We start from the raw sequence: 24,705 nt of genomic DNA on the forward strand, positions 1-24,705 counted from the left end.
TTTTACTTTGAAAGTTTCAAGCCAGAATTGCCAGTTTCCGAAAACAGCAAAATCACCGCATATCAAGTTCGCCAATATAAAATTTCATTGCATACAACCACGATAAAATCGATATATCGAAGAAATGTATTAATTTTTCAAATGTCAGGAAAAGACATGCGGTATGTTCAGCTACGGGCCTTTCACCACGTCGCCATCCACGGCGGGTTCTCCCGCGCGGCGGACGCCCTGTTTCTGACGCAACCGGCTATCTCGGATCAGGTGCGCAAACTGGAAGAGGAATACGACATCCTGCTTTTTAACAGGAAAAAGAAACAAATCACTGTTACCGAACAGGGTGAGCGTCTTCTTGAGATCACGAAAAGGATGTTTGAAAACGAGGCCCAGGCGCGCGAACTTTTGTCAGAAAATAGGGCGTTCAGTTCTGGCACGCTCAGAATAATTGTTGATTCAGCCAGTCACGTCCTCGCAACGATCGCGAAATTCCGGGAAAAATTCCCGCTGATCAAAATCGAAATCAAAACCGGCAATTCGGAAGATGTGATTGAATCGCTCTATGCTTATCAGTCCGACATTGGCGTTTTGGGGGCCGCGCCCAGAAACTCTGAAATCGATGTTGTTTCATTGGGGGAAAGCCGGATCATTGCCTTCACCGCAAATTCCAACCCACTTTCCAGCCATAAATCTTTAACACTCGGCCAACTCTCTGCAATGCCGCTCGTTCTGAGAGAGACCGGATCAAAGACACGCCAAAAGCTGGAAGCTGCCGCATCAAAAAACAGTGTGAAACTTGTTGCCGCGATAGAAGCAGAGGGGCGCGAGGCAGTTCAGGAAATCGTCGCATCGGGCGCCGGCATCGGCTTTGTCTCAGAGAAGGAATTCAGCCATGACGACAGGCTTGTTCCGATCCAGATCAAAGGTAGCCCGATCCTGATGGAAGAATCGGTGGTCTGCCTCAGGGAACGCAATGGCGGCAAGCTGATCAAAGCTTTCACAGCCATGGTCCAACAAACCGCCGCTGACGATGGTATCACGACTTAAGGCTTCAAGTTCCCCAAGATTGTCGGCAACCTCAGCCCCTTCTCGCGGGCACAGTCAATTGCGTCTTCGTACCCTGCATCCGCGTGGCGCCAAACACCGCTGGCCGGATCATTCCACAGGACACGTTCCAGCCGTTTTGCAGCCTCGTCCGTTCCATCCGCACAAATCACCACGCCTGCATGCTGGCTAAAACCCATGCCAACACCTCCCCCGTGGTGCAAGCTGACCCATGTTGCACCTGAAGCGGTATTCACCAAAGCGTTCAGAAGCGGCCAGTCCGAGACAGCGTCAGAGCCATCTTTCATCGATTCCGTTTCGCGGTTGGGTGATGCAACTGATCCGCTGTCCAGATGATCGCGGCCAATAACAACAGGTGCGCTCAACTCTCCGGTCTTTACCATCTCGTTAAATGCCAGACCAAGGCGATGTCTGTCGCCAAGACCAACCCAGCAAATGCGCGCTGGCAAACCCTGAAATGCAATCCGGTCCCGCGCCATATCCAGCCAGTTATGCAAATGCGCGTCATCCGGCATCAGCTCTTTGACTTTTTGATCGGTCTTGTAGATGTCCTCGGGGTCGCCAGACAGGGCCACCCAGCGGAACGGCCCAACGCCCCGGCAAAACAGCGGGCGAATATAGGCAGGCACAAAGCCGGGAAAGGAAAAAGCTGTCTCAAGCCCTTCTTCCAGCGCCATCTGGCGGATGTTGTTACCATAGTCGACCGTTGGCACACCATCATTGTGGAAGCTCACCATCGCTTCGACCTGGACCCGCATGGACGCGCGCGCAGCTTTCTCAACCGCTTTTGGGTCGCTTTCGCGTTTTTCGATCCACTGGCCCATGGTCCAGCCCTGTGGCAGGTAGCCGTTGATCGGGTCATGTGCGCTGGTCTGGTCGGTTACGATGTCGGGCCGAACACCTCTTTTGTAAAGTTCGGGGAACACATCGGCGGCATTGCCAAGTAGGCCAACAGATTTGGCCTCGCCCGCTTTTGTCCAGCGGTCAATCATTTCAAGCGCTTCATCCAGACTATCGGTCTTTTCGTCCACATATTTTGTACGCAGACGAAAATCTATGCTGTCCGGATTACATTCCACAGCCAGACAGCAGGCCCCTGCCATCACGGCGGCCAAGGGCTGTGCTCCGCCCATGCCGCCCAGACCACCCGTCAATATCCATTTGCCCGTCAAATCGCCGCCATAGTGCTGGCGCCCGGCTTCGGCAAAAGTTTCATATGTGCCCTGAACGATGCCTTGCGAGCCGATGTATATCCACGACCCTGCGGTCATCTGGCCGTACATCATAAGGCCCTTTTTATCGAGCTCATTGAAATGATCCCAGTTCGCCCAATGCGGAACGAGGTTCGAGTTCGCAATCAACACACGTGGCGCGTCAGGGTGGGTTTTAACAACGGCGACGGGACGGCCTGATTGAACGACCAAAGTTTCATCGGCTTCCAGATCCTTCAGAGTGGCAATGATCCGGTCGAAATCACCCCAGCTTCGGGCGGCGCGGCCGATGCCACCGTAGACCACGAGTTCATGCGGGTTTTCGGCAACATCCGGGTGCAGGTTGTTCATCAGCATCCGCATCGGTGCCTCGGTCAGCCAGCTTTTTGCGGTGATCTCGGTCCCTGTTGGCGGATAGATGTCACGGGTGTTCTTGCGGTCGAGCATGTTGTTCTCCTTCAAGCGTTCAGTTCGGGCAAATCCAGCCCGGCTGCCACGATGATTGTGCCATCCGCAACGAGGGACGCTGCGATTTCAAGATCAGGGGCAAGGTAGCGATCCTCTGCCAGCGCTGCGCTGTCCTGGCGAAGCCGGTCGATCACTGTCTGCAATGGTGCAGAGGTCTTAAGCGGTGCACGGAACTCAACACCTTGTGCGCCGCAAAGCAGCTCTACCCCCAGGATCGCATTCAGGTTCTTAACCATCCGCATCAAGCGCCGCGCACCATGGGCCGCCATGGAAACATGGTCTTCCTGATTTGCACTGGTCGGCGTGCTGTCTGTTACACAGGGGTTCGCCAGATGTTTATTTTCGCTCATAAGCGCCGCTGTCGTAACCTCGGCAATCATGAAACCGGAATTCAACCCCGGATCGGGCGTCAGGAACGGCGGCAGATCATGACTAAGTGTCGGGTCCACCATCAACGCAATGCGCCTCTGTGCAATTGCACCAATTTCAGAAACCGCCAGCGCAATCATATCTGCCGCAAAACCAACGGGTTCTGCATGGAAGTTGCCACCGGAAACGATCAACCTGGCTTGTGACAGAACAAGGGGGTTGTCCGTCGCTGCATTCGCCTCAATCTCAAGCGTGACAGCGGCCTGACGCAAAACATCCATCGCGGCACCAGTCACCTGTGGCTGACAGCGAATACAGTAAGGGTCCTGCACACGGGTGTCGCCTTCGCGGTGGCTTTCCCGGATTTCAGAGTCGGCCAGCAAGGCGCGCATCGTTTCAGCCGCAATGATCTGGCCCCTGTGCCCACGCAGGGCATGGATTTCAGGCTGCAATGGTGCGGTAGAGCCCATGATCGCATCGGTCGAAATTGACGAGGTGATCAGCGCAGACCCCGCCGCGCGCCATGCCTCAAACAACCCCGACAGCGCAAAAGCTGTTGAAAACTGCGTTCCGTTAATAAAGGCCAAGCCTTCTTTTGGACCAAGTGCAATTGGGCTTAACCCGGCTTTTGCAAGCGCCTTGGCCCCCGGCATCGTTTCGCCCTGATATTCCGCGACACCCTCGCCAATAACGACAGCCGTCATATGAGCAAGTGGGGCTAAATCACCCGATGCCCCGACAGAACCCTGAGCCGGAATAACAGGCGTCACGCCCTTCGCCAGCATGTCCTGCAACAGTTCGATCAGCGACCAGCGCACACCGGACGCGCCGCGCCCAAGTGACATCAGCTTCAAAGCCATCATCAAGCGCGTGTGGCGACGTGAAATCGGCTCTCCCACGCCACAGCAATGGCTGAGGATCAAATTGCGTTGCAGCGTCGCCGTGTCTGCTTTTTCAATTTTCATGCTGGCAAGTTTGCCGAACCCCGTGTTCACGCCATAAACCGGCTCGTCTCCTGCCGCAGCGGCAGCGATCGCATGCGCGGCATGTTCGACGACATCGCGACAGGATGGATCAAGCACGACACTGGCCTCTTGCCAATAAATCGTGCCAAGCTGCGCAAGCGTGACAGCCCCGGGCGTTAACTTAAGCGTCTTCAATTTTTCCTCCGAAAATACGGGTGTGAAGCGGGTTGAACCCGATCCGGTAGGCAAGCTCTGCAGGGTGTATAACATCCCAGACAGCAAAGTCGGCACGCGAGCCCGGCGTAAGTGTGCCCTGTTGATCCAGACCAAGCGCCAAGGCTGCGTTGCGCGTTGCGCCAGCCAGTGCTTCCTCAGGTGTCAGGCGGAACAACGTGCAGGCCATGTTCATCGTCAACAACAACGATGTAAGCGGCGAAGATCCGGGGTTCGCATCCGTCGCCAGCGCCATTGGGATGTTGTGCTTGCGCAATAGATCAATGGGTGGCACTTGCGTTTCCCGCAGGGTGTAAAAAGCGCCTGGCAATATCACCGCGACGGTCCCGGCACTGGCCATGGCGGCAACGCCATCTTGATCCAGATACTCGATATGGTCTGCGGACAGCGCGCCGTAAGACGCCGCCAGCTTTGCGCCACCTAGGTTTGAAAGTTGCTCTGCGTGAAGTTTGACGGGCAATCCCAGTTCTTTAGCCACATCAAAAACCCGCGCAATCTGAGTTGTGTCAAAGGCTATGCCTTCGCAAAACCCATCGACGGCATCAACCAAACCTTGAGCGTGCGCGGCTTTCAGGGCCGGAATGCAGACATCGTCGATGTAGGCGTCTGCCCTGCCCTTGAATTCTGGTGGAACCGCGTGTGCGCCCAGAAATGTCGTATGCACGGACATCGGGCGTTCATCTGCAATGCGGCGTGCAACACGCAACATCTTAAGCTCTGTGTCTTGATCAAGCCCGTAGCCTGACTTGATTTCAATAACCGCAACACCTTCCGCGATAAGCGCATCAACACGCCTTAGGGCATCAGAGAGCAGGTCATCCTCGCTCGTCGTACGCGTCGCCTTAACTGTTGAGACAATTCCGCCACCCGCACGGGCAATTTCCTCGTAGCTTGCCCCTTCCAGACGCATTTCAAATTCACGTGCGCGGTTCCCACCGGACACCAGATGTGTGTGGCAGTCGATCAACGCTGGCGTTACCAGGCGGCCTTCAAGATCATGTGTTTCGGAGAGGCCATATTGCGGTGGCAGGTCGGCGCGCGCACCGACCCAAACGATTTTTTCCTGCTCCATGACAATGGCAGCATCTTCTATCAAGCCATACGGCACATCCGCAGCTATCATCGTTGCGATGGTGGTATTGATCAGCAGTGTCGGACGATCAGTCATGCGATTCTCGAGCGATTCAGGGATTGCTTTTGATTTATGTATACGTCTATATCTTTTATGTCTAGACAAATGGAAAAAGCTATGACTGCAATTTTCGCTCAACGCGCGTATCTTGGACAGGGCTGGGCCCAGAATGTCAGGCTCACGCTGTCCGACCAGTCAATCGAGACGATCGAAAAAGATGCTGTTCAGTCACCGAACGATATTGTCGTCAAAACGTTGCTCCCTGCGCTTGCCAATCTGCACAGTCACAGCTTTCAGCGCGCCATGGCCGGGATGACTGAATTCCGCGCCGCAGGACGGGACAGTTTCTGGACCTGGCGAGACCTGATGTATCGCTTTTTGGATCGGCTGACACCTGATCAGATCGAAGATATCGCAGCGCTTGTATTCATGGAGATGCAAGAGGCGGGATATGCCTCTGTCGGGGAGTTTCACTATGTTCACCACCAACCCGGCGGCACTCCATATGATGATCTTGCAGAGCTTTCGAAGCGCATTTTTACAGCAGCAAACCAAACAGGTATTGGCCTCACCCATCTGCCGGTTTTCTATTCTTACGGTGGCGCTGGGAAAAAACCGCTTTCTGGTGGCCAGCTACGGTTTGGCAATGATGTGGAACGCTTCAATCGTCTCGTAGAAGAGGCCCAACGCGCCCTCGTGGGCCTTCCGGCAGATGCCAGAGTTGGCATTGCCCCGCATTCGCTCCGCGCGACTTCGCCCGAAGACCTGACACAAGTTATTGCGGCCCACAAGGATGGCCCGGTTCATATCCATATTTCCGAACAGCCCAAAGAAGTTGAAGAAATAGAGGGCTGGCTTGGTGCGCGCCCGGTTGAATGGCTTCTGAAAAACGCGCCAGTGGATGATCGCTGGTGCCTGATCCATGCAACCCATATGACTGAAACTGAGACTTCAAACATGGCAAAGTCGGGTGCTGTTGCGGGATTGTGCCCCATCACTGAATCCAACTTGGGCGACGGCCCTTTTAACGGTGTCACCTACCTGAATGCCGGCGGGGCGTTTGGGCTCGGATCAGACTCAAATGTACGAATTTCACTGACGGAAGAACTACGAACGCTGGAATACTCTCAACGCCTGCGAGATCTTGCGCGGAACGTTCTTGTCGTTGGTGAAGGCAGCGTTGGCGAAACGCTTTATCTTGGCGCTGCACGTGGCGGGGCGCAGGCGCTTGGCCGCAATGCGGGTGTGATTGCAGAGGGGCGATTGGCTGATTTGCTGGCACTAGACAGTGACGCCCCCGCCCTGTGCACCTTGACTGATGCGCAAATTTTTGACGGGCTTGCCTTTGCCGCCAGCGACGCAGTTGTAACCGACCTATGGTCAGCGGGCCGCCACATGGTTCGGCAAGGGCAGCATATCGGCAGAGATGATATCGTATCGCGGTATCGCAAGGCGATTACAGTCTTGCTTGCACAAGGTTAGCTGCGCTTTTGAAGCATCACGAGCAATGCACAGGCGTTTTCGGAAATTATTGCACGGTTTGGATTAGTGTCGAAAAAGGCAGCATCGCCCGGCGCAACGCACTGGCCTTCGATCTGCATTTCACCAGCAATGCAATAGAGTACAAATTGACCACAAGCTTCGAAATCAGATGGAAAGTCATCGCTAGATCGTAGAACAGCAACGGAAATCCTGACCTTAGCTTCATCAAATATAGCATTGAAATTTAATATTTTTCCCCCGATAAGCCGCCCCTCTACCGGCAATGCACCAGAAAACCGCACCGGTGTTAATGGCAAAGCATTGATTGTGCCATCCGCATGGACAAGGTCTAGCCCGGCCCCGTCAATGACCGTCAAAATCCGCGTGAGGCCCGGAAAACTGGAAAACGGCCCATCCGAGGCGACCTCGGCAACGCTCAGCCGCCAGACGAGCCCAAGAGAGTCTTCTTCCTTCTCGATCTCATGAGTGAGACCACCGCCATTCTTCCAGCGCGAGGTACGAAACTGGTCTGAAGAAACGATCCGCATCATCTTGTCATTTCTGTTAACTTTTATTTTGCTGCACATAATGTATATATGCGCATACATAATAAGGAAATAGCGTTTCATGTCATTGAGCGACAAAGTCAGTTTCCGCGATATCAAAGCCCAGATTCTTGCGCGTATCCGTGACCGCGTCTGGGCCCCCGGCGCAATCATGCCGGGCGAAGTTGAACTGTCGCATGAGTTTGGCTGCGCCCGCGCCACAGTAAACCGCGCGATGCGAGAGCTGGCTGACGAAGGCTTCATTGACCGCAGGCGTAAAACCGGAACCCGGGTAAATGCAAACCCCATTCGCCAGGCGAAATTTGAAATTCCTTTGGTACGGGTCGAAATCGAAGCTTCGGGGGCTGCTTACCGTTACGCGCTTGTGAGCTGCGAAAGCCCCCCTACACCTGACTGGCTGCGCGCACGGTTAGGGCTTGGACCCGACGATAAGGTGTTGCACTTGCAATGCATGCACTACGCGGACAACGCCCCCTTTCAGTTTGAAGATCGCTGGATCAATAAAGCAACGGTTCCTGACATTGATTGTTCTGATTTTGAAACCTTAAGCCCGAATGAATGGCTGGTGAACCAAGTTCCCTTTACTGAAGCGGAAATCAGCTTTTCTGCAACAGCAGCAAACGAAAGCAACGCAGATCTGCTGGCCCTACCGGTTGGGGAGCCCGTGTTTACCGCAGAACGCATCACCTGGCTTAAAACCCGCCCTATTACGTTTGCACGTATGTTTTTTGGTCGTGGTTATCGGATGACAACGCGGTTCTAAAGCGCGCGCTTGCCGCTTCCGCGCCTCTGGCTGTGGCAAAAATTCATCACCTGAATATTTGGCGCAAATTTACCGCGACAAGCAGATTGAGACCTGCCACCACTTGGCATACGGCAGCCACGCAATGAGTTGCTCAAAATAAAACCGAGGCAGATACCAGCGCAAAAAATGCTGGGAAAGGTACAGGTCAATGGCACAGGTTCAACCGCCAGAGACGCAATCGAACACCCCCCCAAATTCACCGGAAACAGGATATTCGCCATCAACCCCGGCCAATGTTCCGACTTCCTCGCAAACGCCGCATGAATCAGCGGCTGAGCGAAAAGCGGATACCCCGGTGAAAACCATCCGGATCACGGATTGGGCCAGTATCTGAAACGACGTTGCACCCGGTGTTGGGGCATGTAAGCTCTGCGCTTATGAAAACGCCTGTTTCCAGTATCCGAAACCTTGGCCCCGCCATGGAAACCGCCTGTGCGCGCGCCGGAATCGACTCTGCTGAAATGCTGCGCGCGCTTGGCGCCGATGAAACCTATAGCCGCCTGCTGAAATCCGGAACCCGCCCGCATTTCATTGGCTACTACGTGCTTGTCATGGCGCTTCAGAACCGCCCCTGGAACGACTGTAAGGGACGCGAGAAGGAAGCACTGCGCAAACGTTTTGACAAAATAAAGGCAGAGAGTTTTGACAAGGGGCTGTCAGACCTTGAGACAGCGCTGGATGCGATTGGCGTTGTTGAGCGAAGGTAAAAATAGGACTTGCTCTTACACCATGTCTGCCCATTCCTTAACTGAATCAAGAAGTGAGAAACTGCAACTTCCGATCCGCCTGAATTATTTTAGAAAGATCAATGCTCACGCCCCAATGCCCGTGCCCTCACGGGCGGGCACCGCCCCAACCGGCCCCACGGGGTGGGCGCTTCTCGCCCTTTCCTTGGTTCGGGCTCAGCTACGCTGTAAATCCCAATCTTATAGCGCCTTACGTGGTCGTGACGAGCCGATAACCACAGTCACAATCATCAAGGTCGATCAGTCGTGAGTAACGCTGCTCCCATGCACCGCTTTCCAGATCAGCCTCAAGTCTTCCTAATGCCTCCGAAACGTCGCCCATCGCCCAAAATGGCGACATAGCTGCCCTAACTTTGGGGTCAAGATAGGCTGCGGGCCGCCGCCAATAGGCGCTCAGGAAACCATCTGTACAATCATGCGGAATTGGAACGGGTGAAATCCCTACTGGCCCGAGCGACTGCTCGTATTCAGCCATTCTCGGCATTTGCCCCTCGTCCAGCGTCACGAGTTCCGGGATGTAATCTGCAAGCCAAAACCCACGAAACGAAGGATCAAATGTAAGAATAACGATCTTGCCTCGCGTCACCCGGCGCATTTCCCTAAGGCCCTTCTCTTTGTCCAGCCAATGGTGAACCGTCAGGATCGCCATCGACGCATCAAAGGAATTTTCGTCAAACGGTAGGTCTTCTGCATAGCCCTGAATAACCGTAGCCGCCGATACGGGACGCTGCCTTATCATTTCCTTCGAAGGCTCGATCGCAGTCACCTGCCTGTCCGCAGGCTCGTATGACCCCGCACCAGCCCCGACATTCAAGATGGTTTTCGCAGGCCCCAAGGCCTTTCCGATCACCTGTTCAATCCGGGTGTCGGGCTTTCGCAGATCAGAGTAGTTCAGGCCGATTTTGTCATAGGTGGCATTCATATCGCCCAGTACCACGCGGAGTCGTTTCTGTCAGGACCCTGTTCGCTTTGGCCGGGCTTCAACCGATCGACGCAACACATGCACAGACCTTCTGCGATTCATGTGCCAGACTTAAACAACCGAGTGCGCCACAGAGGTTGCACTGCGGCCCTGCATCCTGTTTTGATACCGCAACACCCTCGGTTGCGTGTTATATGCGGCTATGAATCTCCGGTTCTTGAAGGAAGCTGGCATGTCGAATGGTCCATTGAACGGGATCCGTATTCTTGAAGTTGAAGCGATCGGACCCGGCCCCTTCGCCGCTATGATGCTCGCGGATCTCGGCGCTGATGTGATTGTCGTGCATCGACCGCGTACCGGGCCATTGCCTGGCCTGAAAGACAAGCCTCTCACCGATCGCGGCAAACGCTCGATCCTGCTCGATCTGAAGTCGGAGGCGGACCGGGAAACCTTCCTGCGCCTTGCGGCGCGCGCCGATGGACTGATCGAGGGTTTTCGACCGGGTGTTATGGAGCGACTGGGCCTTGGCCCTAAAGAGTGCCAAAAGGTCAATCCCCGGCTTGTCTACGGTCGGATGACCGGTTGGGGTCAGGATGGGCCACAAGCCCCCCTCGCCGGGCATGACCTGAATTATTTGGCCCTTGCCGGGGCGCTCTGGTCGGCGGCATTACCACACGAACGCCCGTCTGTTCCGCCAACCCTTCTTGGCGATATCGGCGGTGGGGCGCTCTATCTCGTAACCGGCATGCTGGCCGGGTTTCTGGCTGCTGAGCGCAGTGGCAGTGGCACGGTTGTGGATGCCGCGATCTTTGACGGGGCGGCCCATTTGCAAAACCTGTTGCTTTCCGTAGACGGGTCAACTGCAGGCGGGCCTCCTGCCCGATCAAACCCTTTAGTCGGCGCCCACTGGTCACGCACCTATCGCTGCGCCGATGATCGGTTCGTGAGTGTCCAATGTCTCGAACCAAAGTTCTACCTGACTTTTCTGGAGCGGATGGGGCTGGAAGACGACGCGGATTTTCTAGCCAATCAGTTTACTCCAGCGGCGTGGCCCCGGCTGGCTGACCAGCTTTCAGCGCGGTTTGCAGAACACCCTTTGCACTATTGGGAAGCGTTGTTCCAAGAAACAGACGCCTGCGTGGCACCCGTTCTTTCACCTGAAGAATCCTTTTGGACTCCGCACAATCACGCGCGCCAGACATGGCATGAAACTGAGGATGGTTTGCAGGCGGTGGCGGCCCCGCGTTTTTCAGGTTGGCCAGTATCATCACCCCCGCCCGTTCCAGATCGTGGTCAGCACTCCGCTGAAATCATGGCTGAGCTTGCGTCGGAATTCGCAGAGGTCTCGCAGAAGAAATCTTGAGCGTACTCCGCTCACCAACACCACTGATGAACGTTCGTAAAACTCACAGGTCAGACTTGGGACCACGACGTACCGAACGGGTGCTGATATAGGTGTCTAACGTAAGCAAACCCGTGCGCCGCACGGACAGAGCCGAGCCGCCCCCACGAGGCGGCCGGGCTCAAAATAAAAACGGGCCGCCCAATCTGGCGACCCGCTCAATCTTAAGTTCTGAGTTCTATTAGCCGACGAGTTCAAGGCCCGAGAAGAAGTAAGCGATTTCAACAGCCGCGGTTTCCGGCGCGTCCGAGCCGTGGACCGAGTTTTCGCCGATAGACAGCGCGTATTCCTTGCGGATCGTGCCATCAGCCGCTTCTGCCGGGTTTGTTGCGCCCATGACTTCGCGGTTTTTCGCGATTGCGTCTTCGCCTTCGAGAACCTGAACAACGATCGGCTCAGAGCTCATGAATTCGCAAAGTTCATCGTAGAACGGGCGCTCTTTGTGAACTTCATAAAACACGCCAGCCTGCGCTTTGGTCAGGTGGATGCGTTTGGACGCCACGATACGCAGGCCTGCGGCCTCGAATTTCGCGGCGATGGCACCGGTCAGGTTGCGTTTGGTTGCATCGGGTTTGATGATCGAAAAGGTGCGTTGGATCGCCATGTCAGTCTCTCTTTGCTTGCTGTCAGCCCGGCCCCTGCCCAGCTGTGAAATTTGCGGCCCTGCTAACACGCGTAGGAACGCTTGAAAAGCTGTGATTGACGCCAAGGCGCGGTTGATGCACACCGCGCGCATGTTGCGTATTACTGATCTGAACTATTCCGTTGAAGGCCGCCCTCTGTTTGAGGGTGCTTTTGCGACGATTCCCACAGGCCACAAGGTTGGCCTGATCGGCCGCAATGGCGCTGGGAAAACCACGCTGTTCAAATTGATCCGCGGTGAAATACCGCTTGAAGGAGGCACAGTCACAATGCCGGCTCGCGCGCGCATAGGCGGTGTTGCGCAAGAGGTACCCTCAAACGAGGTTTCACTGATCGATACGGTGCTGGCTGCTGATACGGAACGCGCCAATCTTTTGGAAGAAGCCGAGACAGCAACTGACCCGTCCCGCATTGCCGAGGTACAGACCCGACTGGCCGATATTGATGCATGGTCGGCCGAGGCGCGTGCAGGCGCCATTTTGCGCGGGCTTGGGTTTGACCACGCAGACCAGCAAAAACCATGTTCCGCCTATTCCGGCGGTTGGCGGATGCGTGTGGCCCTTGCAGCTGTGCTGTTTTCTGCGCCCGACTATCTGCTGCTTGACGAGCCAACCAACTATCTGGACCTTGAAGGCGCGCTTTGGCTTGAAAACTACCTGTCGAAATACCCGCATACTGTTCTGATCATCAGCCACGACCGAGAGTTGCTGAACCGTGCTGTTGGCGCGATCCTGCATCTCGAAAACAAGACACTGACCTATTATTCCGGCCCCTATGACCAGTTTGCCCGCCAGCGCGCCGAGCAACGCGCGGTTCAGGCCGCGCAGGCCAAAAAGCAAGACCTGCGTCGCGCCCATTTGCAAAGCTTCGTTGACCGTTTCAAGGCCAAAGCCTCAAAAGCAAAACAAGCTCAGTCGCGCGTTAAAATGCTCGAGAAAATGCAGCCGATCACAGCGCCTGAAGATCAGGCGCGCACGGTTTTCAGCTTTCCAGAGCCGGAAGAGCTTTCACCACCCATCATTTCGACCGAAGGCGTATCGGTCGGCTATGGCGATACAGTCGTTCTGCGGAACATGGATTTACGCATTGATCAGGACGATCGGATCGCTTTACTTGGTAAGAATGGAGAGGGAAAATCCACTCTTGCCAAGTTGTTATCGAACAGACTTAAACCAATGGGCGGGCGAATGACGACGTCCAACAAGTTGCGCGTCGGCTTTTTCGCGCAACACCAGGTCGAGGAATTATACATCGACGAAACGCCAATTCAGCACCTCGTGCGCGAACGCCCCAATGAAGGGCAGGCAAAGATACGGGCACGCCTTGCAAGTTTTGGATTGGGCGCTGATCAGGCTGAAACACCCGTGGGCCGCTTGTCCGGGGGACAAAAGGCACGGCTGTCACTCTTGCTTGCCACCCTTCCCGCGCCACATCTGCTGATTCTCGATGAGCCGACCAACCACCTTGATATCGAAAGCCGCGAAGCGCTGGTGAACGCGCTGACGGCTTATTCAGGTGCGGTGATCCTCGTCAGTCACGACATGCATCTTCTTAGCCTCGTTGCAGACAGGCTTTGGCTCGTCAAAGGCGGCACAGTCAAACCTTACGATGACGATCTTCCGTCTTATCGCAAGATGCTATTGTCGCGCGACACGCCAACCAAACCCGCAAAAGCAAAGCCCGCACCGGTAAAAGCATCACGCGATACGTTGCAATCCTTGCGCGCCGAGGTGCGTAAATGCGAGGAACGGCTGGAAAAACTAAACGAGATGGGTGAAAAACTGGCAAAGAAACTCGCAGATCCAGCGATCTATGAACCCGAGCGAATCGCTGAATCGGCCGTCTGGCAAAAGAAATACGCAGAGGTGCGGGACGCACAGGAACGCGCCGAAAATTTGTGGCTAAAAGCGCAAAGTAAGCTAGAAAAAGCAGAGACTTAGACGTGGAAGTTGCAGCACTCCTTACGGCTTTCATAACGCTGATTGTGGTGATAGACCCTATTGGTCTTGCTCCTTTGTTTGTTGCATTGACGCAAGGGATGACAACGGCTGAACGCCGTGCCATAGCGTTACGCGCCTGCTTAATCTCTGTCGGTCTATTGACCCTGTTTGGATTGTTTGGCGAAGCGGTTCTTGGATTTGCCGGAATTTCGCTATCTGCTTTCCGGATTGCTGGCGGTATCCTCTTGTTTCTTACCGCCCTTGATATGTTGTTTGAACGGCGCACGCAGCGGCGGCGTGGGCAGGCCTCTCGTGCCAACGACCCATCGGTCTTTCCCCTTGCTACCCCTTTGATCAGTGGCCCTGGCGCAATTGCGTCAATGATTTTGCTGACAGGACAGGCCGGTGGTGAATGGAGCGGTATCCTTGCCATTCATCTGGTAATGATTGCGGTAATCACTGTCGTTTTGATGTTCTTTTTAGCTGCCGGTCTGCTGGAGCGTTTGCTAGGAGAAACCGGCATCAACGTTGTTACACGTTTGTTGGGCATGCTGTTGGCCGCACTTTCGGTACAATTTGTGATCGACGGATTGCGGTCTGTTGGTGTCATTGCGGGCTGAGGTTCCTATATAGGATTTGAAAGGAACCAACATGCCGGGCGATTCACTTGCGCAAATCATTTATCTTGTCCTTCTGGGAACGGCCGTTGTTGGTTGGTTCATAGCGTCAAACCGCAATTCTTTGGGAAAAACAGCCCAGCACGCGACAATCTGGGGGCTGATATTTATCGGTGTCGTCGCAGCAGTAGGTCTTTGGGGCGATATCCGCGACGATATCCTGCCGCAGCAAAGTTACATCAATGAAGGGGCAACTATTGAAGTTCCAAGGTCCCCTGACGGTCACTTTTACCTCACGCTTCAAATCAAGGGGCAGCCGGTTCGATTTACGGTGGACACTGGCGCAACTTACATCGTCTTGTCACCGGATGACGCGCGCCGAATTGGAATCAACCCTGAAACGCTCGCGTATTTGGGGCAAGCCGAAACCGCAAATGGAACGGTACGAACCGCCCGCGTGAAACTGGACAACGTTCTTTTGGGACCGATCATTGAAGATAACATCCCCGCCTACGTGAACGAGGCGGATATGGATAGCTCGCTTCTTGGGATGTCCTATCTCAACCGTTTTGAGCGTATCGAAATTGCCAATGGCAAACTGGTCTTAACCCGCTAGCGTTCTGCCTTTTTCGTCCAGCTACCGTTATCCTGCGCCCAGTACTGGGCGCTGCATCCGGCATCTGTCAGGGTTTTCCACTGTGCCCGAGCCTTATCAACTGCGTCCGTGTCGTTACCGTCGAACAGAATGCAGACCCGTTCCATCGCAGTCACTACCTCTGGCTCTACATCGGCCCCATCGACTGACATGAGACAGCTTGCGCCATTCTGAAAATCATCATTTGTTGTCAACAAGATAGGCTGATCTGCATCGTATGTTCCACCCGCAAGACCATGCGCGAGAAACGCATCGCCCGCGCCAAGCCAGAGACGCTGATCAAGCCAGATCATTCGCTCTGCTGAACACCCAAGAACAGCGCACCGCCAGCCCGCCTGATCTGCCTTGCCCAAGAGCATGGCCAGAGTATGTTCAAGCGGACTTTCGGTTAAGTGGTAAAAGAACGCAGCGCCCATCAGCGCTCAAACATGTCGTGGATCATACGGTCAAGTGACATGACCCCCCAGCCTGTCGCGCCTTTGGGTGCAAAACTGGTTTCCGCCGCAACACTTGCGACCCCTGCAATATCAAGGTGAATCCAGGGCATGTCTTCCTTCACGAACCTTTGCAGGAACTGCGCCGCAGTGATCGAACCCGCAGGCCTCCCGCCAACGTTTTTCATATCGGCAATCCGCGATTTGATCTGTTTGTCATAGGCTTTGCCCAGTGGCATGCGCCATGCGCCTTCGCCTTCAGCTTTAGCTGCTTTCAGAAACGCGTTGCACAGCGCGTCATCATTGGAAAATACACCCGCATTTTCGTGCCCTAGGCCGATGATGATCGCACCCGTCAGTGTTGCAAGATCAATCATCCCTGATGGCTTAAACCGTTCCTGCGCGTACCAGAGGACATCTGCCAGAACCAAACGCCCTTCAGCGTCCGTGTTGATGATTTCAACAGTGTCGCCCTTCATTGACTTCACAACATCGCCGGGGCGTGTTGCTTTGCCGTCGGGCATATTTTCAACCAGCCCGACAAGACCAACGACATTTGCCTTGGCTTTGCGCAGCGCCAAGGTGCGCATCACACCAGACACGACGCCTGCACCGCCCATGTCCATAGTCATGTCTTCCATGCCAGCGCCCGGTTTCAGGGAAATGCCACCAGTATCAAAAACAACGCCCTTCCCGACCAAAGCAAAAGGCGCGTCACCTTTTTTGCCGCCGTTCCATTGCATGACCACAACTTTTGTCGGGCTTTCACTTCCTTGTCCGACAGAAAGCAGGGTGCGCATCCCAAGTTTTTCAAGCGCGTCTTCTTCCAGAATCTCAACGTCGAGCCCCAATTCCTGCATCGCGGCTAGACGCGCTGCAAAATCATCTGTTGTCAGAACGTTAGCGGGTTCATTTACCAGATCACGAGTGAAAAACACACCCTCCGCAACGGCCGCCTTCGGCGCGGACTCTGCTGCAACCTCCTCGGGTTTGGACAGCATGATTGTTATGTCGCCGTTTTTTTCTTCTTCATCCGATTTATGGTCAGAAAAATCGTACCCCCGTAGCGCAAGGCCAAGCGAAAGTTCAGCGGATTTGGCAAGGTTACCCGCCAGAACCAACAAGGGGTTTTTGCCTTTGGATTTGGCAATCGCTGATCCGGCTTTGCGTGCATCCTCGACCGTTGGGCGACGGTCAAGACGCGTTACAATAACAGCTTCTGCAGCTAACCCTGCAGGAAACGCAAGTTCACGATTGTCCCCGGCCTTCATTTTAGCGAAGCCCGGGTTTTCAACCATCCGTTGCAGTGCACCCTTTGTCAGGCGATTCACCCGCCGCGCCGTCTGATCCATGCGACCGTCAGCGCCAAGAAATACCGCAATGCGGCCTTTCCAATCGGAAATTACGTCCAAGTCTACATCTTTAAAATGGATCACAGCAGGGGTTGTCATGTATGGTCTCCGTAAGCAGGGTTTTGCTATACCTAGTCGCTGGTTGCATTATTGACCAGATAGCAGTTTTCCCCGCCAGCCAAATCCGCTAGGTTGCGCTGAAACGGGACTAAGGGGGATGAGATTGGCCAGATTCGACAGATACATGCTGTCGCAATTGATGGTGCTTTTCGGTTTTTTTTCGCTTGTTCTTGTGATGGTCTACTGGATTAACCGCGCCGTTGTTTTGTTTGACCAACTTATTGCTGACGGACAGTCCGCAACGGTGTTTTTAGAGTTCACCGCGCTCACGCTGCCGCGCGTGGTTCGGGTTGTTTTGCCTATTTCCGCTTTTGCTGCCTCGGTCTACGTAACAAACCGCCTTTCGACGGAAAGTGAATTGGTTGTTATGCAATCCTCCGGTTACAGCGGGTATCGCCTCGCGCGTCCTGTGTTGTTCTTCGGTATCGTCGTTGCGCTCATGATGTCTGTTCTCATGCATTTTCTTGTTCCCTCGTCGCTTCGGGCCTTGCACGAAAGACGTGCCGAGATTTCGCAAAACGTCACGGCACGGTTTTTGAAGGAAGGCATGTTTTTGCACCCCGCCGACGGCATCACGTTTTATATCCGTGAGATCAGCCCGGCCGGGGAATTGCGTCACATTTTCCTATCTGATGTCCGCAACGCAGACTCTCCCGTAACCTATACTGCAAAACGCGCCTTGTTGGTGCGTGATCCGTCCGGGCCAAAACTTTTGATGTTTGACGGTCTTGCACAAAATTTCACACCTGACAGCCAGCGTTTAGCAACGACGAGTTTTGCGGATTTCGCATATGACATTGGATCTTTGATTGAGGAAAAATCAACGACATCAAGCAACCCGGAGCTCTTGTCGACGTATCAGCTTTTAAACGCGTCCGACGAATTCCTGGAAAGCATCGGGATAAGACGCGCACATTTTTTATACGAAGCACATTTCAGATTTGCCCAACCTCTTCTTGCGATTGTCACGGCGCTTGTTGGCTTCTCCTGTTTGATGCTTGGTGGCTTTAACCGATTTGGATTTTGGCGACAAATCGTCGGCGCTATCGTATTATTGATCTTTATAAAAACCTTAGACAACGCCTTGAACGAAATCGCGCAAAATAACGAAAACTATTGGTTCTTGGTTTACGTTTCTGTCCTAACCGGAATCTTGATCTCTTATCTAATGCTCTGGATTTCCAGCAAACCGATGCTCTTCAAGCGACGACGCAAGGTGACTGCATGACTTTGCATCTTTATTTTGCGCGGCGTTTTTTAAGTGCTTTTGCCAGCATTTTCGCAATTTTTGCGATCATCATGTTTTTGCTTGATATGGTCGAACAACTTCGGAAATTTGATAGCGAAGTCATCGGTTTCACTGAGATCGTTTCACTGTCAGCCCTGAATGTGCCCCAGTCGATCTACCAGATTTTACCGCTAATTGTAATTCTGGCTACTTTGACTCTGTTTCTTGGGTTGGCCCGAAGCAGCGAAATGGTTGTTACACGCGCTGCCGGCAGATCAGCCCTTCGGGCGCTGGTGCCACCAGTTCTGGTGGCCCTTCTGATCGGGGTGCTGGCGGTTGCCGCGCTCAACCCTATCGTTGCCGCGACAACAAAAGAATATGAGGCCCGCGTCAACCGATACACAAACAACGAGGCAGTCCTTTCGATTTCGCAGGAAGGTTTGTGGTTGCGCCAGGGCGGCTCCGAGGGCCAGACGGTGATACGTGCTTCGCATGCGAATCTGGACGGAACGCGGCTGCTGGACACGACCTTCATGACATTCTCGAATGATGGCACAGCAATTCGTCGGATTGAGGCCCGCACGGCCTCGCTTACCTCTGGCGCGTGGGAACTGATCGACGCCAAAGAATGGCGGCTACACAACAGTGACAATCCGGAACGCGACGCAATTTTCCATGAAAACCTGAACCTTCCGTCCGAACTGACACGCGACCAAATTCGCGACAGCTTTGGAACGCCTGACACGATCCCGATCTGGGATTTACCAGCTTTCATAGAAAGCCTTGACCGGGCCGGATTTTCGGCAAGCAGGCACAAGGTTTGGCTCCAAATGGAGCTTGCGCTTCCCCTACTGCTTGTTGCGATGGTCATGGTAGGAGCTTGTTTTACCCTGCGCCACACGCGCTTTGGCCACACGGGGACGATGGTGTTAGGTGCTATCCTGTCTGGGTTTACCTTGTTTTTCATCCGAAACTTCGCCCAGGTTCTGGGTGAAAGCGGACAAATACCCGGAATTGTCGCCGCCTGGAGCCCACCCGTTGCGGCAATATGTTTGTCTCTGGCGCTTTTATTGCATCTGGAGGATGGCTGATGTCGCGCGTTCTCTGTATTTTATTTGCCCTTCTGGTGTTGCCTGTGTCCGCTCGGGCTCAGGACGCAGCGAGCCTTATTGCCGACAACCTGCAAATTCTCGGAAGTTCAACGATCGTCGCGGAAGGCAATGTCGAGATCTTTTTTCGGGGGTCTCACCTTAAGGCACGTCGCATCACCTATGACAGAGCCGGAGAGCATCTTGAAATAGAGGGACCCGTCACGCTGATCGAAGGGGATTCGATTATCGTTCTTGCAGACAGCGCCAGCCTTGACGCTGACTTAAGAAACGGTGTTATGCGCGGTGCGCGAATGGTGCTTGACCAGCAATTGCAACTCGCCGCAGCCGAAATGACCAGAGTGGGCGGGCGCTATACCCAGCTATACAAAACCGTCGCTTCAAGCTGCCAGGTTTGTGCAAACAACCCGGTTCCCCTTTGGCAAATTCGTGCAGAACGCATTATACATGATCAGGAAGAACGGCAGCTCTATTTTGACAATGCGCAATTTCGCGTAATGAACATTCCGGTAATGTATCTACCACGCCTCAGGTTGCCCGATCCGACATTGGAACGTGCCACCGGTTTTCTCACACCGTCGCTCAGATCTACATCACAACTTGGGTTTGGCCTTAAGATCCCTTACTTCATCGCGATAGGCGACGACAAAGATATCACGATAACGCCCTATTTTTCCTCCAGCACTAAAACGCTTGAGTTGCGTTACAGGCAGGCGTTCAGAACCGGAACGATAGACTTTGAAGGGGCTTTTTCGCGGGATGATATTTTGCGCGACCAGGACCGCTGGTATCTATTTGGCGAAGGCAGCTTTAACTTACCGCGTGATTACAAGCTTAATTTTGATATCGAAACCACAAGCGATTCATCTTATCTGCTCGACTATGGCTATTCTGATACGGACCGGCTGGACAGCGCAATAGAACTGTCCCGCACACGGCGGGACCAGTTTTTTAGTGCCGGGCTTGTCTTCTATGAAACGCTGCGAACAACTGAAAGTAACAGTACGATCCCATCTCTGGTATCCGACATATTCTACCAACGCAGGTTTGAACCTGCTTTCATCGGCGGCGATGCTGATCTCAGGTTTCAAACGCATAGCCACAGTCGCCGCTCGAGCATTCCGGGCAATCTTGGGCGGGACGTGACACGCGCCAGTGCTGGCCTAGACTGGCGTAAGGACTGGATTGTGAGAAACGGAATGGTCGCAGCCGTACTAACCGAAGCGAACCTCGATTTCTACGATGTTTCACAGGGTGCGCCCGGTGAAGAAGATGGTTTGTTTCATACCATTACACTGGGTTCAGAGTTACGCTGGCCGTGGGCCATGACCAGCCCCGAGGGTGCTTCGCACATCGTTGAGCCTGTGGTGCAGTTGCTCTGGACGAATGAAAACATTCCGAATTTACCAAACGAAGACAGCACATTGCTGGAATTTGACGAAGGCAATCTGTTTGCGTTGACCCGCTATCCCGGCACAGATGCTTACGAGCGGGGATTTCGCGTAAATGTTGGCGGGTCATGGACGCGCTTTGACCCTTCAGGCTGGTCCCTTGGGCTGACGGCGGGTCGCATCTTCCGGGCCGAGGATTTGGGGCAGTTCACGGCTGGCTCCGGCCTCACAGGCAGCACCTCTGACTGGTTGGCCGCGATACAGCTCAAACTGCAAAACAACCTGTCTCTTACAAACAGGGCATTGTTTGATGACACCTTTGATTTCACGCGAAACGAAACCCGCGTGTCCTGGCGCAATGATCGGCTGTCGCTTGCCTCGACCTATGTTTGGTTAACCGCAGCACCCGCAGAAATCCGCCCGCGTACATCTGAATGGATTTTCGATTCTTCCTACCGCTTCGATGATCGCTGGACCGGGAAAACCGATTGGCGTTACGATTTTGTCGAAAAACAGGCATCACGAGCAGGTGTGGGCCTGGAATACCAGAGCGAGTGCGTAAAGATTGATCTTTCCCTCTCGCGTCGCTTTACGTCCTCGACTATTGTGACCCCAGCAACAGACTTCGGTCTGACGATATCGCTCAGTGGTTTTGGGGTTGGCGGCAGTGACCGCAATCTTGCCCGAAGCTGCACCAGTTAAGGAAAGAGCAAACGAACATGAGAAGCTTTAAACCGACGCGTCTGATTTTGGCCTGTGTCTCGATTTTGATGCTCAGCTTGCCAGTATCGGCGCAAAGTAAATTCGCGCCCGCTGTTGTGGTCAATGACAAGGTCGTAACAAACTTTGAAGTCGAGCAGCGGGTCAAGCTGCTTCAGCTTCTGAGACAGCCAGGTAACCTCGAAGAAGAAGCCTTGAACGGGCTGATTGATGACCGTCTAAGGCTTCAGACAGCTGGCCAGCTAGGGATATCCGTTCCAGAAGAAGACATCGAAGCAGGAATGGAAGAGTTTGTTTCCCGCGCAGATTTGACGGTTGAGCAATTTGGCCAGCTCCTTGCAGGCAACGGTATTGAAATGCAGACGTTCCGTGACTTTGTGATCGCCGGTCTGGCCTGGCGAAGTGTTATCAGGGAACGATTCACACAACGCGTGAACATCACTGAATCAGAAATTGACCGCGCGATTGCCTTGTCGTCAAATCAAAGCGGCGTTCGCGTATTGCTTTCCGAAATCATCTTGCCGGCCCCTCCCGGACAAGAAGCATCGGCCAGACGCCGTGCGGAACAAATAAGCCAGATGACATCGCTTGGTGCGTTTTCCTCTGCCGCGCAGTCAAGCTCTGCCTCAGCCTCGCGCGGACGTGGTGGCCGGATCGACTGGATGCCAATTGGCAACCTTCCCGCGCCAATTCGCGCACAGATTCTCACGCTTAGCCCGGGCGAAGTGACGGACCCGATTGAAATTCCAAACGCGATTGCGCTTTTTCAGCTCCGCGCTATCGAAGAAACCGACACACCCGATGAGCAGGCGATATCGGTTGAGTATGCCACCTATTTCATAGCCGGAGGGCAAACCGAAAAAGCCCAGAGTCAGGCAACAAACATCCGAAACCAGATCGACACCTGTGATGATCTTTACGGAATTGCCAAAGGCCAGCCAGAAGAACGCCTTCAACGCGAAACACTACCAGTTGCAGAAGTTCCACAGGATATAGCGCTGGAACTTGCAAAGCTGGATGATAACGAAGTTTCAACTGCCTTGACCCGCTCTAACGGGCAAACATTGATGCTCCTGATGCTTTGTGGACGCGTTACCGAACAAACCGTCGACGTTTCGAGGGAAGATATACGTGCGCGCCTGACAAACCAGCGATTCAGCTCTTATGCGGATGGCTTGCTGGCGGATTTGCGGGCCGAAGCTTTCATCTCATACCCATGACGACACTACCAATTGCGCTAAGCTGTGGGGAGCCGGCGGGTATCGGTCCGGAGCTTGCAGTGCTGGCGTGGTCTGAACTTAAGGAAACACTGCCATTCTTTCTTATCGGGGACCCGGCGCATCTGCCACCAGGGACCCCGATCACAGAAATCGCGACCCCGAAAGATGCAGTTTTGGCTTCAGCGGATACGCTACCTATACTGGTTCACCGGTTCGCCGCACCAGCAACACCCGGCGTTCCTGCACCTGAAAACGCAAAAGGCGTGATAGACGTGATCGCACGAGGTGTCGAACTGGTCACATCCGGTGCAGCTTCGGCGCTCTGCACCAACCCTATTCACAAGAAAGCGCTGAAAGATGGTGCGGAATTTGCCTATCCGGGGCACACAGAATACCTCGCCGCGCTGACCGGGGTTGACCGTGTGGTGATGATGTTGGCAGGACCAGACCTTAAAGTCGTCCCAGTCACTATTCACATCGCATTATTGGAAGTGCCAAAGGCGCTGACGGCCGAGCTTCTTACAGAAACGCTGAAGATTACACATGCCGGTTTGATACGTGATTTTGGCATTGATGCCCCTCGTATCGCCGTTGCTGGCCTCAACCCTCACGCAGGCGAAGGCGGCACCATGGGGACAGAGGACAGCGACCTTATCGCCCCGGTGCTCGAAACACTGCGTGCTCAAGGGATGCGCATCATAGGCCCCCTGCCCGCAGATACGATGTTTCATGCCAGAGCGCGAAGCAGTTATGATGTAGCTGTGTGCATGTACCATGATCAGGCGCTGATCCCGATCAAGACGCTTGATTTCGACAGAGGCGTGAATGTGACGCTGGGATTGCCTTTTGTGCGCACCTCGCCCGACCACGGAACAGCCTTTGACATTGCGGGTAAAGGCATTGCCAAACCCGACAGTCTGATCGAGGCTTTGAAGCTTGCGGACAAAATGGCCAAGACCAGAGAATGAGCAAGATAGACTCTCTTCCTTCGCTTCGCGAAGTGATCAACACCCACGGCCTTGTAGCGAAAAAATCTCTGGGACAGAACTTCCTGCTCGACCTCAACCTTACGGCCAAGATCGCGCGACAAGCCGGAGATCTTGCGGGGTGCGACGTTCTGGAAGTTGGCCCCGGTCCGGGTGGCCTGACCCGGGGGCTGCTCGCGGAAGGGGCACGGCGCGTTCTTGCCGTTGAAAAAGACCCTCGGTGCATGGCAGCACTGGCAGAAATTGCCGACGCTTACCCGGGCCGACTTGAGGTTATCAATGCGGATGCGCTGGACATTGACATACGCGCGCATCTCACGCCACCAATCCGTGTTGTTTCAAACCTGCCATACAACGTCGGGACAGAACTTTTGATCCGTTGGCTTACGCCTGCCAGTTGGCCACCCTTCTGGGAAAGCCTGACCCTGATGTTTCAGAAAGAGGTCGCCCAGCGGATTACGGCGCAACCCGGCAGCAAGGCCTACGGTCGGCTTGGCATTCTTGCGCAATGGCGCACTGAGGCGCGGATTGTCATGTCGCTACCGCCCGAAGCCTTTACCCCTCCGCCAAAAGTTCATTCTGCGGTGGTTCATCTGAAACGCCGTGAAGAGCCGCTTTTTCCAGCGGACGAGAAAATCCTCAATCGGATTGTTGCGGCCGGGTTTAACCAGCGGCGCAAAATGCTGCGCGCGTCGCTGAAATCCATTGCCCCTGATATGGAAGACCGGATGGTTTCGGTTGGGATTAAGCCGACCGATCGGGCAGAGCAAATCTCGATCGAAGGGTTCTGCGCTCTGGCCCGTACTTTCACTTAAAGATTGAGTCATCTCAGCAGTTCCAGTTGATCTGCTGTGGGCACAAAACCGACATGAGTTGAAAACAGAGAATGCTCTGCGGGAAATCCGTTGCAGACAGAAAACGATTTGTCGG

General features: G+C 54.3%; 23 protein-coding genes. 15 read left to right on the top strand and 8 right to left on the bottom strand.

All coding sequences use genetic code 11. The features are described from left to right. The first annotated feature begins 156 nt into the window (after positions 1-156). Positions 157-1,041: a LysR substrate-binding domain-containing protein gene (locus J4E70_RS06120; protein WP_213888213.1), complete on the top strand. Its 885-nt coding sequence runs from the start codon at positions 157-159 to the stop codon at positions 1,039-1,041. On the opposite strand, the gene hutU is transcribed toward J4E70_RS06120, so the two are convergent. Genes hutU through hutI form a run of 3 tightly spaced genes read right to left on the bottom strand, consistent with a single transcriptional unit; the run spans position 1,038 to position 5,474 of the window. Further along, positions 1,038-2,717, bottom strand: coding sequence for a urocanate hydratase (gene hutU / locus J4E70_RS06125; protein WP_213888214.1), 1,680 nt, complete (start codon positions 2,715-2,717; stop codon positions 1,038-1,040). The genes J4E70_RS06120 and hutU overlap by 4 nt on opposite strands. Before the next feature lie 11 nt (positions 2,718-2,728). After that, positions 2,729-4,267 (bottom strand): histidine ammonia-lyase, encoded by a 1,539-nt coding sequence (hutH, locus tag J4E70_RS06130; protein ID WP_246531641.1) that lies wholly within the window; start codon positions 4,265-4,267, stop codon positions 2,729-2,731. Next, a complete protein-coding gene (hutI, locus tag J4E70_RS06135; protein ID WP_213888216.1) occupies positions 4,254-5,474 on the bottom strand; it encodes an imidazolonepropionase in 1,221 nt (406 codons plus the stop codon). The genes hutH and hutI overlap by 14 nt, the downstream gene beginning before the upstream one ends. A gap of 81 nt (positions 5,475-5,555) precedes the next feature. Here hutI and J4E70_RS06140 point away from each other — a divergent pair, with 81 nt between their 5' ends. Further along, positions 5,556-6,920 carry a formimidoylglutamate deiminase gene (locus tag J4E70_RS06140; RefSeq protein WP_213888217.1) on the top strand — a complete coding sequence of 455 codons (1,365 nt, stop codon included), beginning with the start codon at positions 5,556-5,558 and terminating at the stop codon, positions 6,918-6,920. Here the strand turns inward: J4E70_RS06140 and J4E70_RS06145 are convergent. Beyond that, on the bottom strand, positions 6,917-7,471 hold the full coding sequence (locus tag J4E70_RS06145) for a HutD/Ves family protein (protein WP_213888218.1): 555 nt from the start codon (positions 7,469-7,471) through the stop codon (positions 6,917-6,919). The two genes, J4E70_RS06140 and J4E70_RS06145, sit on opposite strands and share 4 nt — an antisense overlap. 76 nt (positions 7,472-7,547) lie before the next feature. On the opposite strand from J4E70_RS06145, the gene J4E70_RS06150 reads away from it, so the two are divergent. The 3 genes from J4E70_RS06150 to J4E70_RS06160 all read left to right on the top strand — a co-directional run bounded on the left by J4E70_RS06150 (position 7,548) and on the right by J4E70_RS06160 (position 8,998). Continuing rightward, positions 7,548-8,249 (top strand): histidine utilization transcriptional repressor HutC, encoded by a 702-nt coding sequence (locus J4E70_RS06150; RefSeq protein WP_213888219.1) that lies wholly within the window; start codon positions 7,548-7,550, stop codon positions 8,247-8,249. 190 nt (positions 8,250-8,439) lie between these two features. Continuing rightward, positions 8,440-8,625, top strand: a complete 186-nt coding sequence (locus tag J4E70_RS06155; protein ID WP_213888220.1) for a hypothetical protein — start codon at positions 8,440-8,442, stop codon at positions 8,623-8,625. Positions 8,626-8,668: 43 nt separating this feature from the next. Beyond that, positions 8,669-8,998 carry a TfoX/Sxy family protein gene (locus J4E70_RS06160; protein ID WP_213888221.1) on the top strand — a complete coding sequence of 110 codons (330 nt, stop codon included), beginning with the start codon at positions 8,669-8,671 and terminating at the stop codon, positions 8,996-8,998. 229 nt (positions 8,999-9,227) lie between these two features. Here the strand turns inward: J4E70_RS06160 and J4E70_RS06165 are convergent, their stop codons facing one another. After that, positions 9,228-9,974 carry a class I SAM-dependent methyltransferase gene (locus J4E70_RS06165; RefSeq protein WP_343229447.1) on the bottom strand — a complete coding sequence of 249 codons (747 nt, stop codon included), beginning with the start codon at positions 9,972-9,974 and terminating at the stop codon, positions 9,228-9,230. A gap of 217 nt (positions 9,975-10,191) precedes the next feature. On the opposite strand from J4E70_RS06165, the gene J4E70_RS06170 reads away from it, so the two are divergent. Continuing rightward, complete coding sequence (locus J4E70_RS06170) at positions 10,192-11,322, top strand: CaiB/BaiF CoA transferase family protein (protein WP_213888222.1); 1,131 nt, start codon at positions 10,192-10,194, stop codon at positions 11,320-11,322. Positions 11,323-11,542: 220 nt separating this feature from the next. On the opposite strand, the gene ndk is transcribed toward J4E70_RS06170, so the two are convergent. Next, on the bottom strand, positions 11,543-11,965 hold the full coding sequence (gene ndk, locus J4E70_RS06175) for a nucleoside-diphosphate kinase (protein ID WP_213888223.1): 423 nt from the start codon (positions 11,963-11,965) through the stop codon (positions 11,543-11,545). A 130-nt stretch (positions 11,966-12,095) separates the two neighbouring features. Between ndk and J4E70_RS06180 the strand changes: the two genes are divergently transcribed. The 3 genes from J4E70_RS06180 to J4E70_RS06190 are packed head-to-tail and all read left to right on the top strand — an operon-like array spanning position 12,096 to position 15,176. Then, positions 12,096-13,943, top strand: a complete 1,848-nt coding sequence (locus J4E70_RS06180; RefSeq protein WP_213888454.1) for an ABC-F family ATP-binding cassette domain-containing protein — start codon at positions 12,096-12,098, stop codon at positions 13,941-13,943. A 2-nt stretch (positions 13,944-13,945) separates the two neighbouring features. Then, positions 13,946-14,563, top strand: a complete 618-nt coding sequence (locus J4E70_RS06185; RefSeq protein ID WP_213888224.1) for a MarC family protein — start codon at positions 13,946-13,948, stop codon at positions 14,561-14,563. Positions 14,564-14,594: 31 nt separating this feature from the next. Further along, entirely contained in the window at positions 14,595-15,176 is a 582-nt protein-coding gene (locus J4E70_RS06190; protein ID WP_213888225.1) for a retropepsin-like aspartic protease family protein, read from the top strand. On the opposite strand, the gene J4E70_RS06195 is transcribed toward J4E70_RS06190, so the two are convergent. Together J4E70_RS06195 and J4E70_RS06200 are read right to left on the bottom strand one after the other, a co-directional pair. Then, on the bottom strand, positions 15,173-15,631 hold the full coding sequence (locus J4E70_RS06195) for a DNA polymerase III subunit chi (protein WP_213888226.1): 459 nt from the start codon (positions 15,629-15,631) through the stop codon (positions 15,173-15,175). The two genes, J4E70_RS06190 and J4E70_RS06195, sit on opposite strands and share 4 nt — an antisense overlap. After that, a complete protein-coding gene (locus J4E70_RS06200; RefSeq protein ID WP_213888227.1) occupies positions 15,631-17,100 on the bottom strand; it encodes a leucyl aminopeptidase in 1,470 nt (489 codons plus the stop codon). The genes J4E70_RS06195 and J4E70_RS06200 overlap by 1 nt, the downstream gene beginning before the upstream one ends. A 124-nt stretch (positions 17,101-17,224) precedes the next feature. Here J4E70_RS06200 and lptF point away from each other — a divergent pair, with 124 nt between their 5' ends. The 6 genes from lptF to rsmA are packed head-to-tail and all read left to right on the top strand — an operon-like array spanning position 17,225 to position 24,590. After that, a complete protein-coding gene (gene lptF, locus J4E70_RS06205) occupies positions 17,225-18,349 on the top strand; it encodes an LPS export ABC transporter permease LptF (protein ID WP_213888228.1) in 1,125 nt (374 codons plus the stop codon). Beyond that, positions 18,346-19,440: an LPS export ABC transporter permease LptG gene (gene lptG / locus J4E70_RS06210; protein ID WP_213888229.1), complete on the top strand. Its 1,095-nt coding sequence runs from the start codon at positions 18,346-18,348 to the stop codon at positions 19,438-19,440. The genes lptF and lptG overlap by 4 nt, the downstream gene beginning before the upstream one ends. Further along, entirely contained in the window at positions 19,440-21,551 is a 2,112-nt protein-coding gene (locus J4E70_RS06215) for an LPS-assembly protein LptD (protein ID WP_213888230.1), read from the top strand. The genes lptG and J4E70_RS06215 overlap by 1 nt, the downstream gene beginning before the upstream one ends. A gap of 17 nt (positions 21,552-21,568) precedes the next feature. Continuing rightward, complete coding sequence (locus tag J4E70_RS06220) at positions 21,569-22,789, top strand: peptidylprolyl isomerase (RefSeq protein ID WP_213888231.1); 1,221 nt, start codon at positions 21,569-21,571, stop codon at positions 22,787-22,789. Continuing rightward, positions 22,786-23,757 carry a 4-hydroxythreonine-4-phosphate dehydrogenase PdxA gene (pdxA, locus tag J4E70_RS06225; protein ID WP_213888232.1) on the top strand — a complete coding sequence of 324 codons (972 nt, stop codon included), beginning with the start codon at positions 22,786-22,788 and terminating at the stop codon, positions 23,755-23,757. Before J4E70_RS06220 ends, pdxA begins: the two co-directional genes overlap by 4 nt. Further along, on the top strand, positions 23,754-24,590 hold the full coding sequence (rsmA, locus tag J4E70_RS06230) for a 16S rRNA (adenine(1518)-N(6)/adenine(1519)-N(6))-dimethyltransferase RsmA (protein ID WP_213888233.1): 837 nt from the start codon (positions 23,754-23,756) through the stop codon (positions 24,588-24,590). The genes pdxA and rsmA overlap by 4 nt, the downstream gene beginning before the upstream one ends. The last annotated feature ends 115 nt before the right edge of the window (positions 24,591-24,705 follow it).

This window comes from Pseudohalocynthiibacter aestuariivivens (genome assembly GCF_018457175.1).
Lineage (GTDB): Bacteria > Pseudomonadota > Alphaproteobacteria > Rhodobacterales > Rhodobacteraceae > Pseudohalocynthiibacter > Pseudohalocynthiibacter aestuariivivens.

What these genes read in the sequence shown, in the direction of transcription:
- lptG (WP_213888229.1), top strand. Translation starts at nt 18,346, where the DNA reads ATGACTTTGCATCTTTATTTTGCGCGGCGTTTTTTAAGTGCTTTTGCC.
- ndk (WP_213888223.1), bottom strand. Translation starts at nt 11,965, where the DNA reads ATGGCGATCCAACGCACCTTTTCGATCATCAAACCCGATGCAACCAAA.
- J4E70_RS06145 (WP_213888218.1), bottom strand. Translation starts at nt 7,471, where the DNA reads ATGATGCGGATCGTTTCTTCAGACCAGTTTCGTACCTCGCGCTGGAAG.
- J4E70_RS06180 (WP_213888454.1), top strand. Translation starts at nt 12,096, where the DNA reads ATGTTGCGTATTACTGATCTGAACTATTCCGTTGAAGGCCGCCCTCTG.
- hutI (WP_213888216.1), bottom strand. Translation starts at nt 5,474, where the DNA reads ATGACTGATCGTCCGACACTGCTGATCAATACCACCATCGCAACGATG.
- J4E70_RS06190 (WP_213888225.1), top strand. Translation starts at nt 14,595, where the DNA reads ATGCCGGGCGATTCACTTGCGCAAATCATTTATCTTGTCCTTCTGGGA.
- J4E70_RS06150 (WP_213888219.1), top strand. Translation starts at nt 7,548, where the DNA reads ATGTCATTGAGCGACAAAGTCAGTTTCCGCGATATCAAAGCCCAGATT.
- pdxA (WP_213888232.1), top strand. Translation starts at nt 22,786, where the DNA reads ATGACGACACTACCAATTGCGCTAAGCTGTGGGGAGCCGGCGGGTATC.
- J4E70_RS06170 (WP_213888222.1), top strand. Translation starts at nt 10,192, where the DNA reads ATGTCGAATGGTCCATTGAACGGGATCCGTATTCTTGAAGTTGAAGCG.
- hutU (WP_213888214.1), bottom strand. Translation starts at nt 2,717, where the DNA reads ATGCTCGACCGCAAGAACACCCGTGACATCTATCCGCCAACAGGGACC.
- J4E70_RS06200 (WP_213888227.1), bottom strand. Translation starts at nt 17,100, where the DNA reads ATGACAACCCCTGCTGTGATCCATTTTAAAGATGTAGACTTGGACGTA.
- J4E70_RS06155 (WP_213888220.1), top strand. Translation starts at nt 8,440, where the DNA reads ATGGCACAGGTTCAACCGCCAGAGACGCAATCGAACACCCCCCCAAAT.
- J4E70_RS06120 (WP_213888213.1), top strand. Translation starts at nt 157, where the DNA reads ATGCGGTATGTTCAGCTACGGGCCTTTCACCACGTCGCCATCCACGGC.
- rsmA (WP_213888233.1), top strand. Translation starts at nt 23,754, where the DNA reads ATGAGCAAGATAGACTCTCTTCCTTCGCTTCGCGAAGTGATCAACACC.
- J4E70_RS06220 (WP_213888231.1), top strand. Translation starts at nt 21,569, where the DNA reads ATGAGAAGCTTTAAACCGACGCGTCTGATTTTGGCCTGTGTCTCGATT.
- J4E70_RS06160 (WP_213888221.1), top strand. Translation starts at nt 8,669, where the DNA reads ATGAAAACGCCTGTTTCCAGTATCCGAAACCTTGGCCCCGCCATGGAA.
- J4E70_RS06195 (WP_213888226.1), bottom strand. Translation starts at nt 15,631, where the DNA reads ATGGGCGCTGCGTTCTTTTACCACTTAACCGAAAGTCCGCTTGAACAT.
- J4E70_RS06140 (WP_213888217.1), top strand. Translation starts at nt 5,556, where the DNA reads ATGACTGCAATTTTCGCTCAACGCGCGTATCTTGGACAGGGCTGGGCC.
- J4E70_RS06215 (WP_213888230.1), top strand. Translation starts at nt 19,440, where the DNA reads ATGTCGCGCGTTCTCTGTATTTTATTTGCCCTTCTGGTGTTGCCTGTG.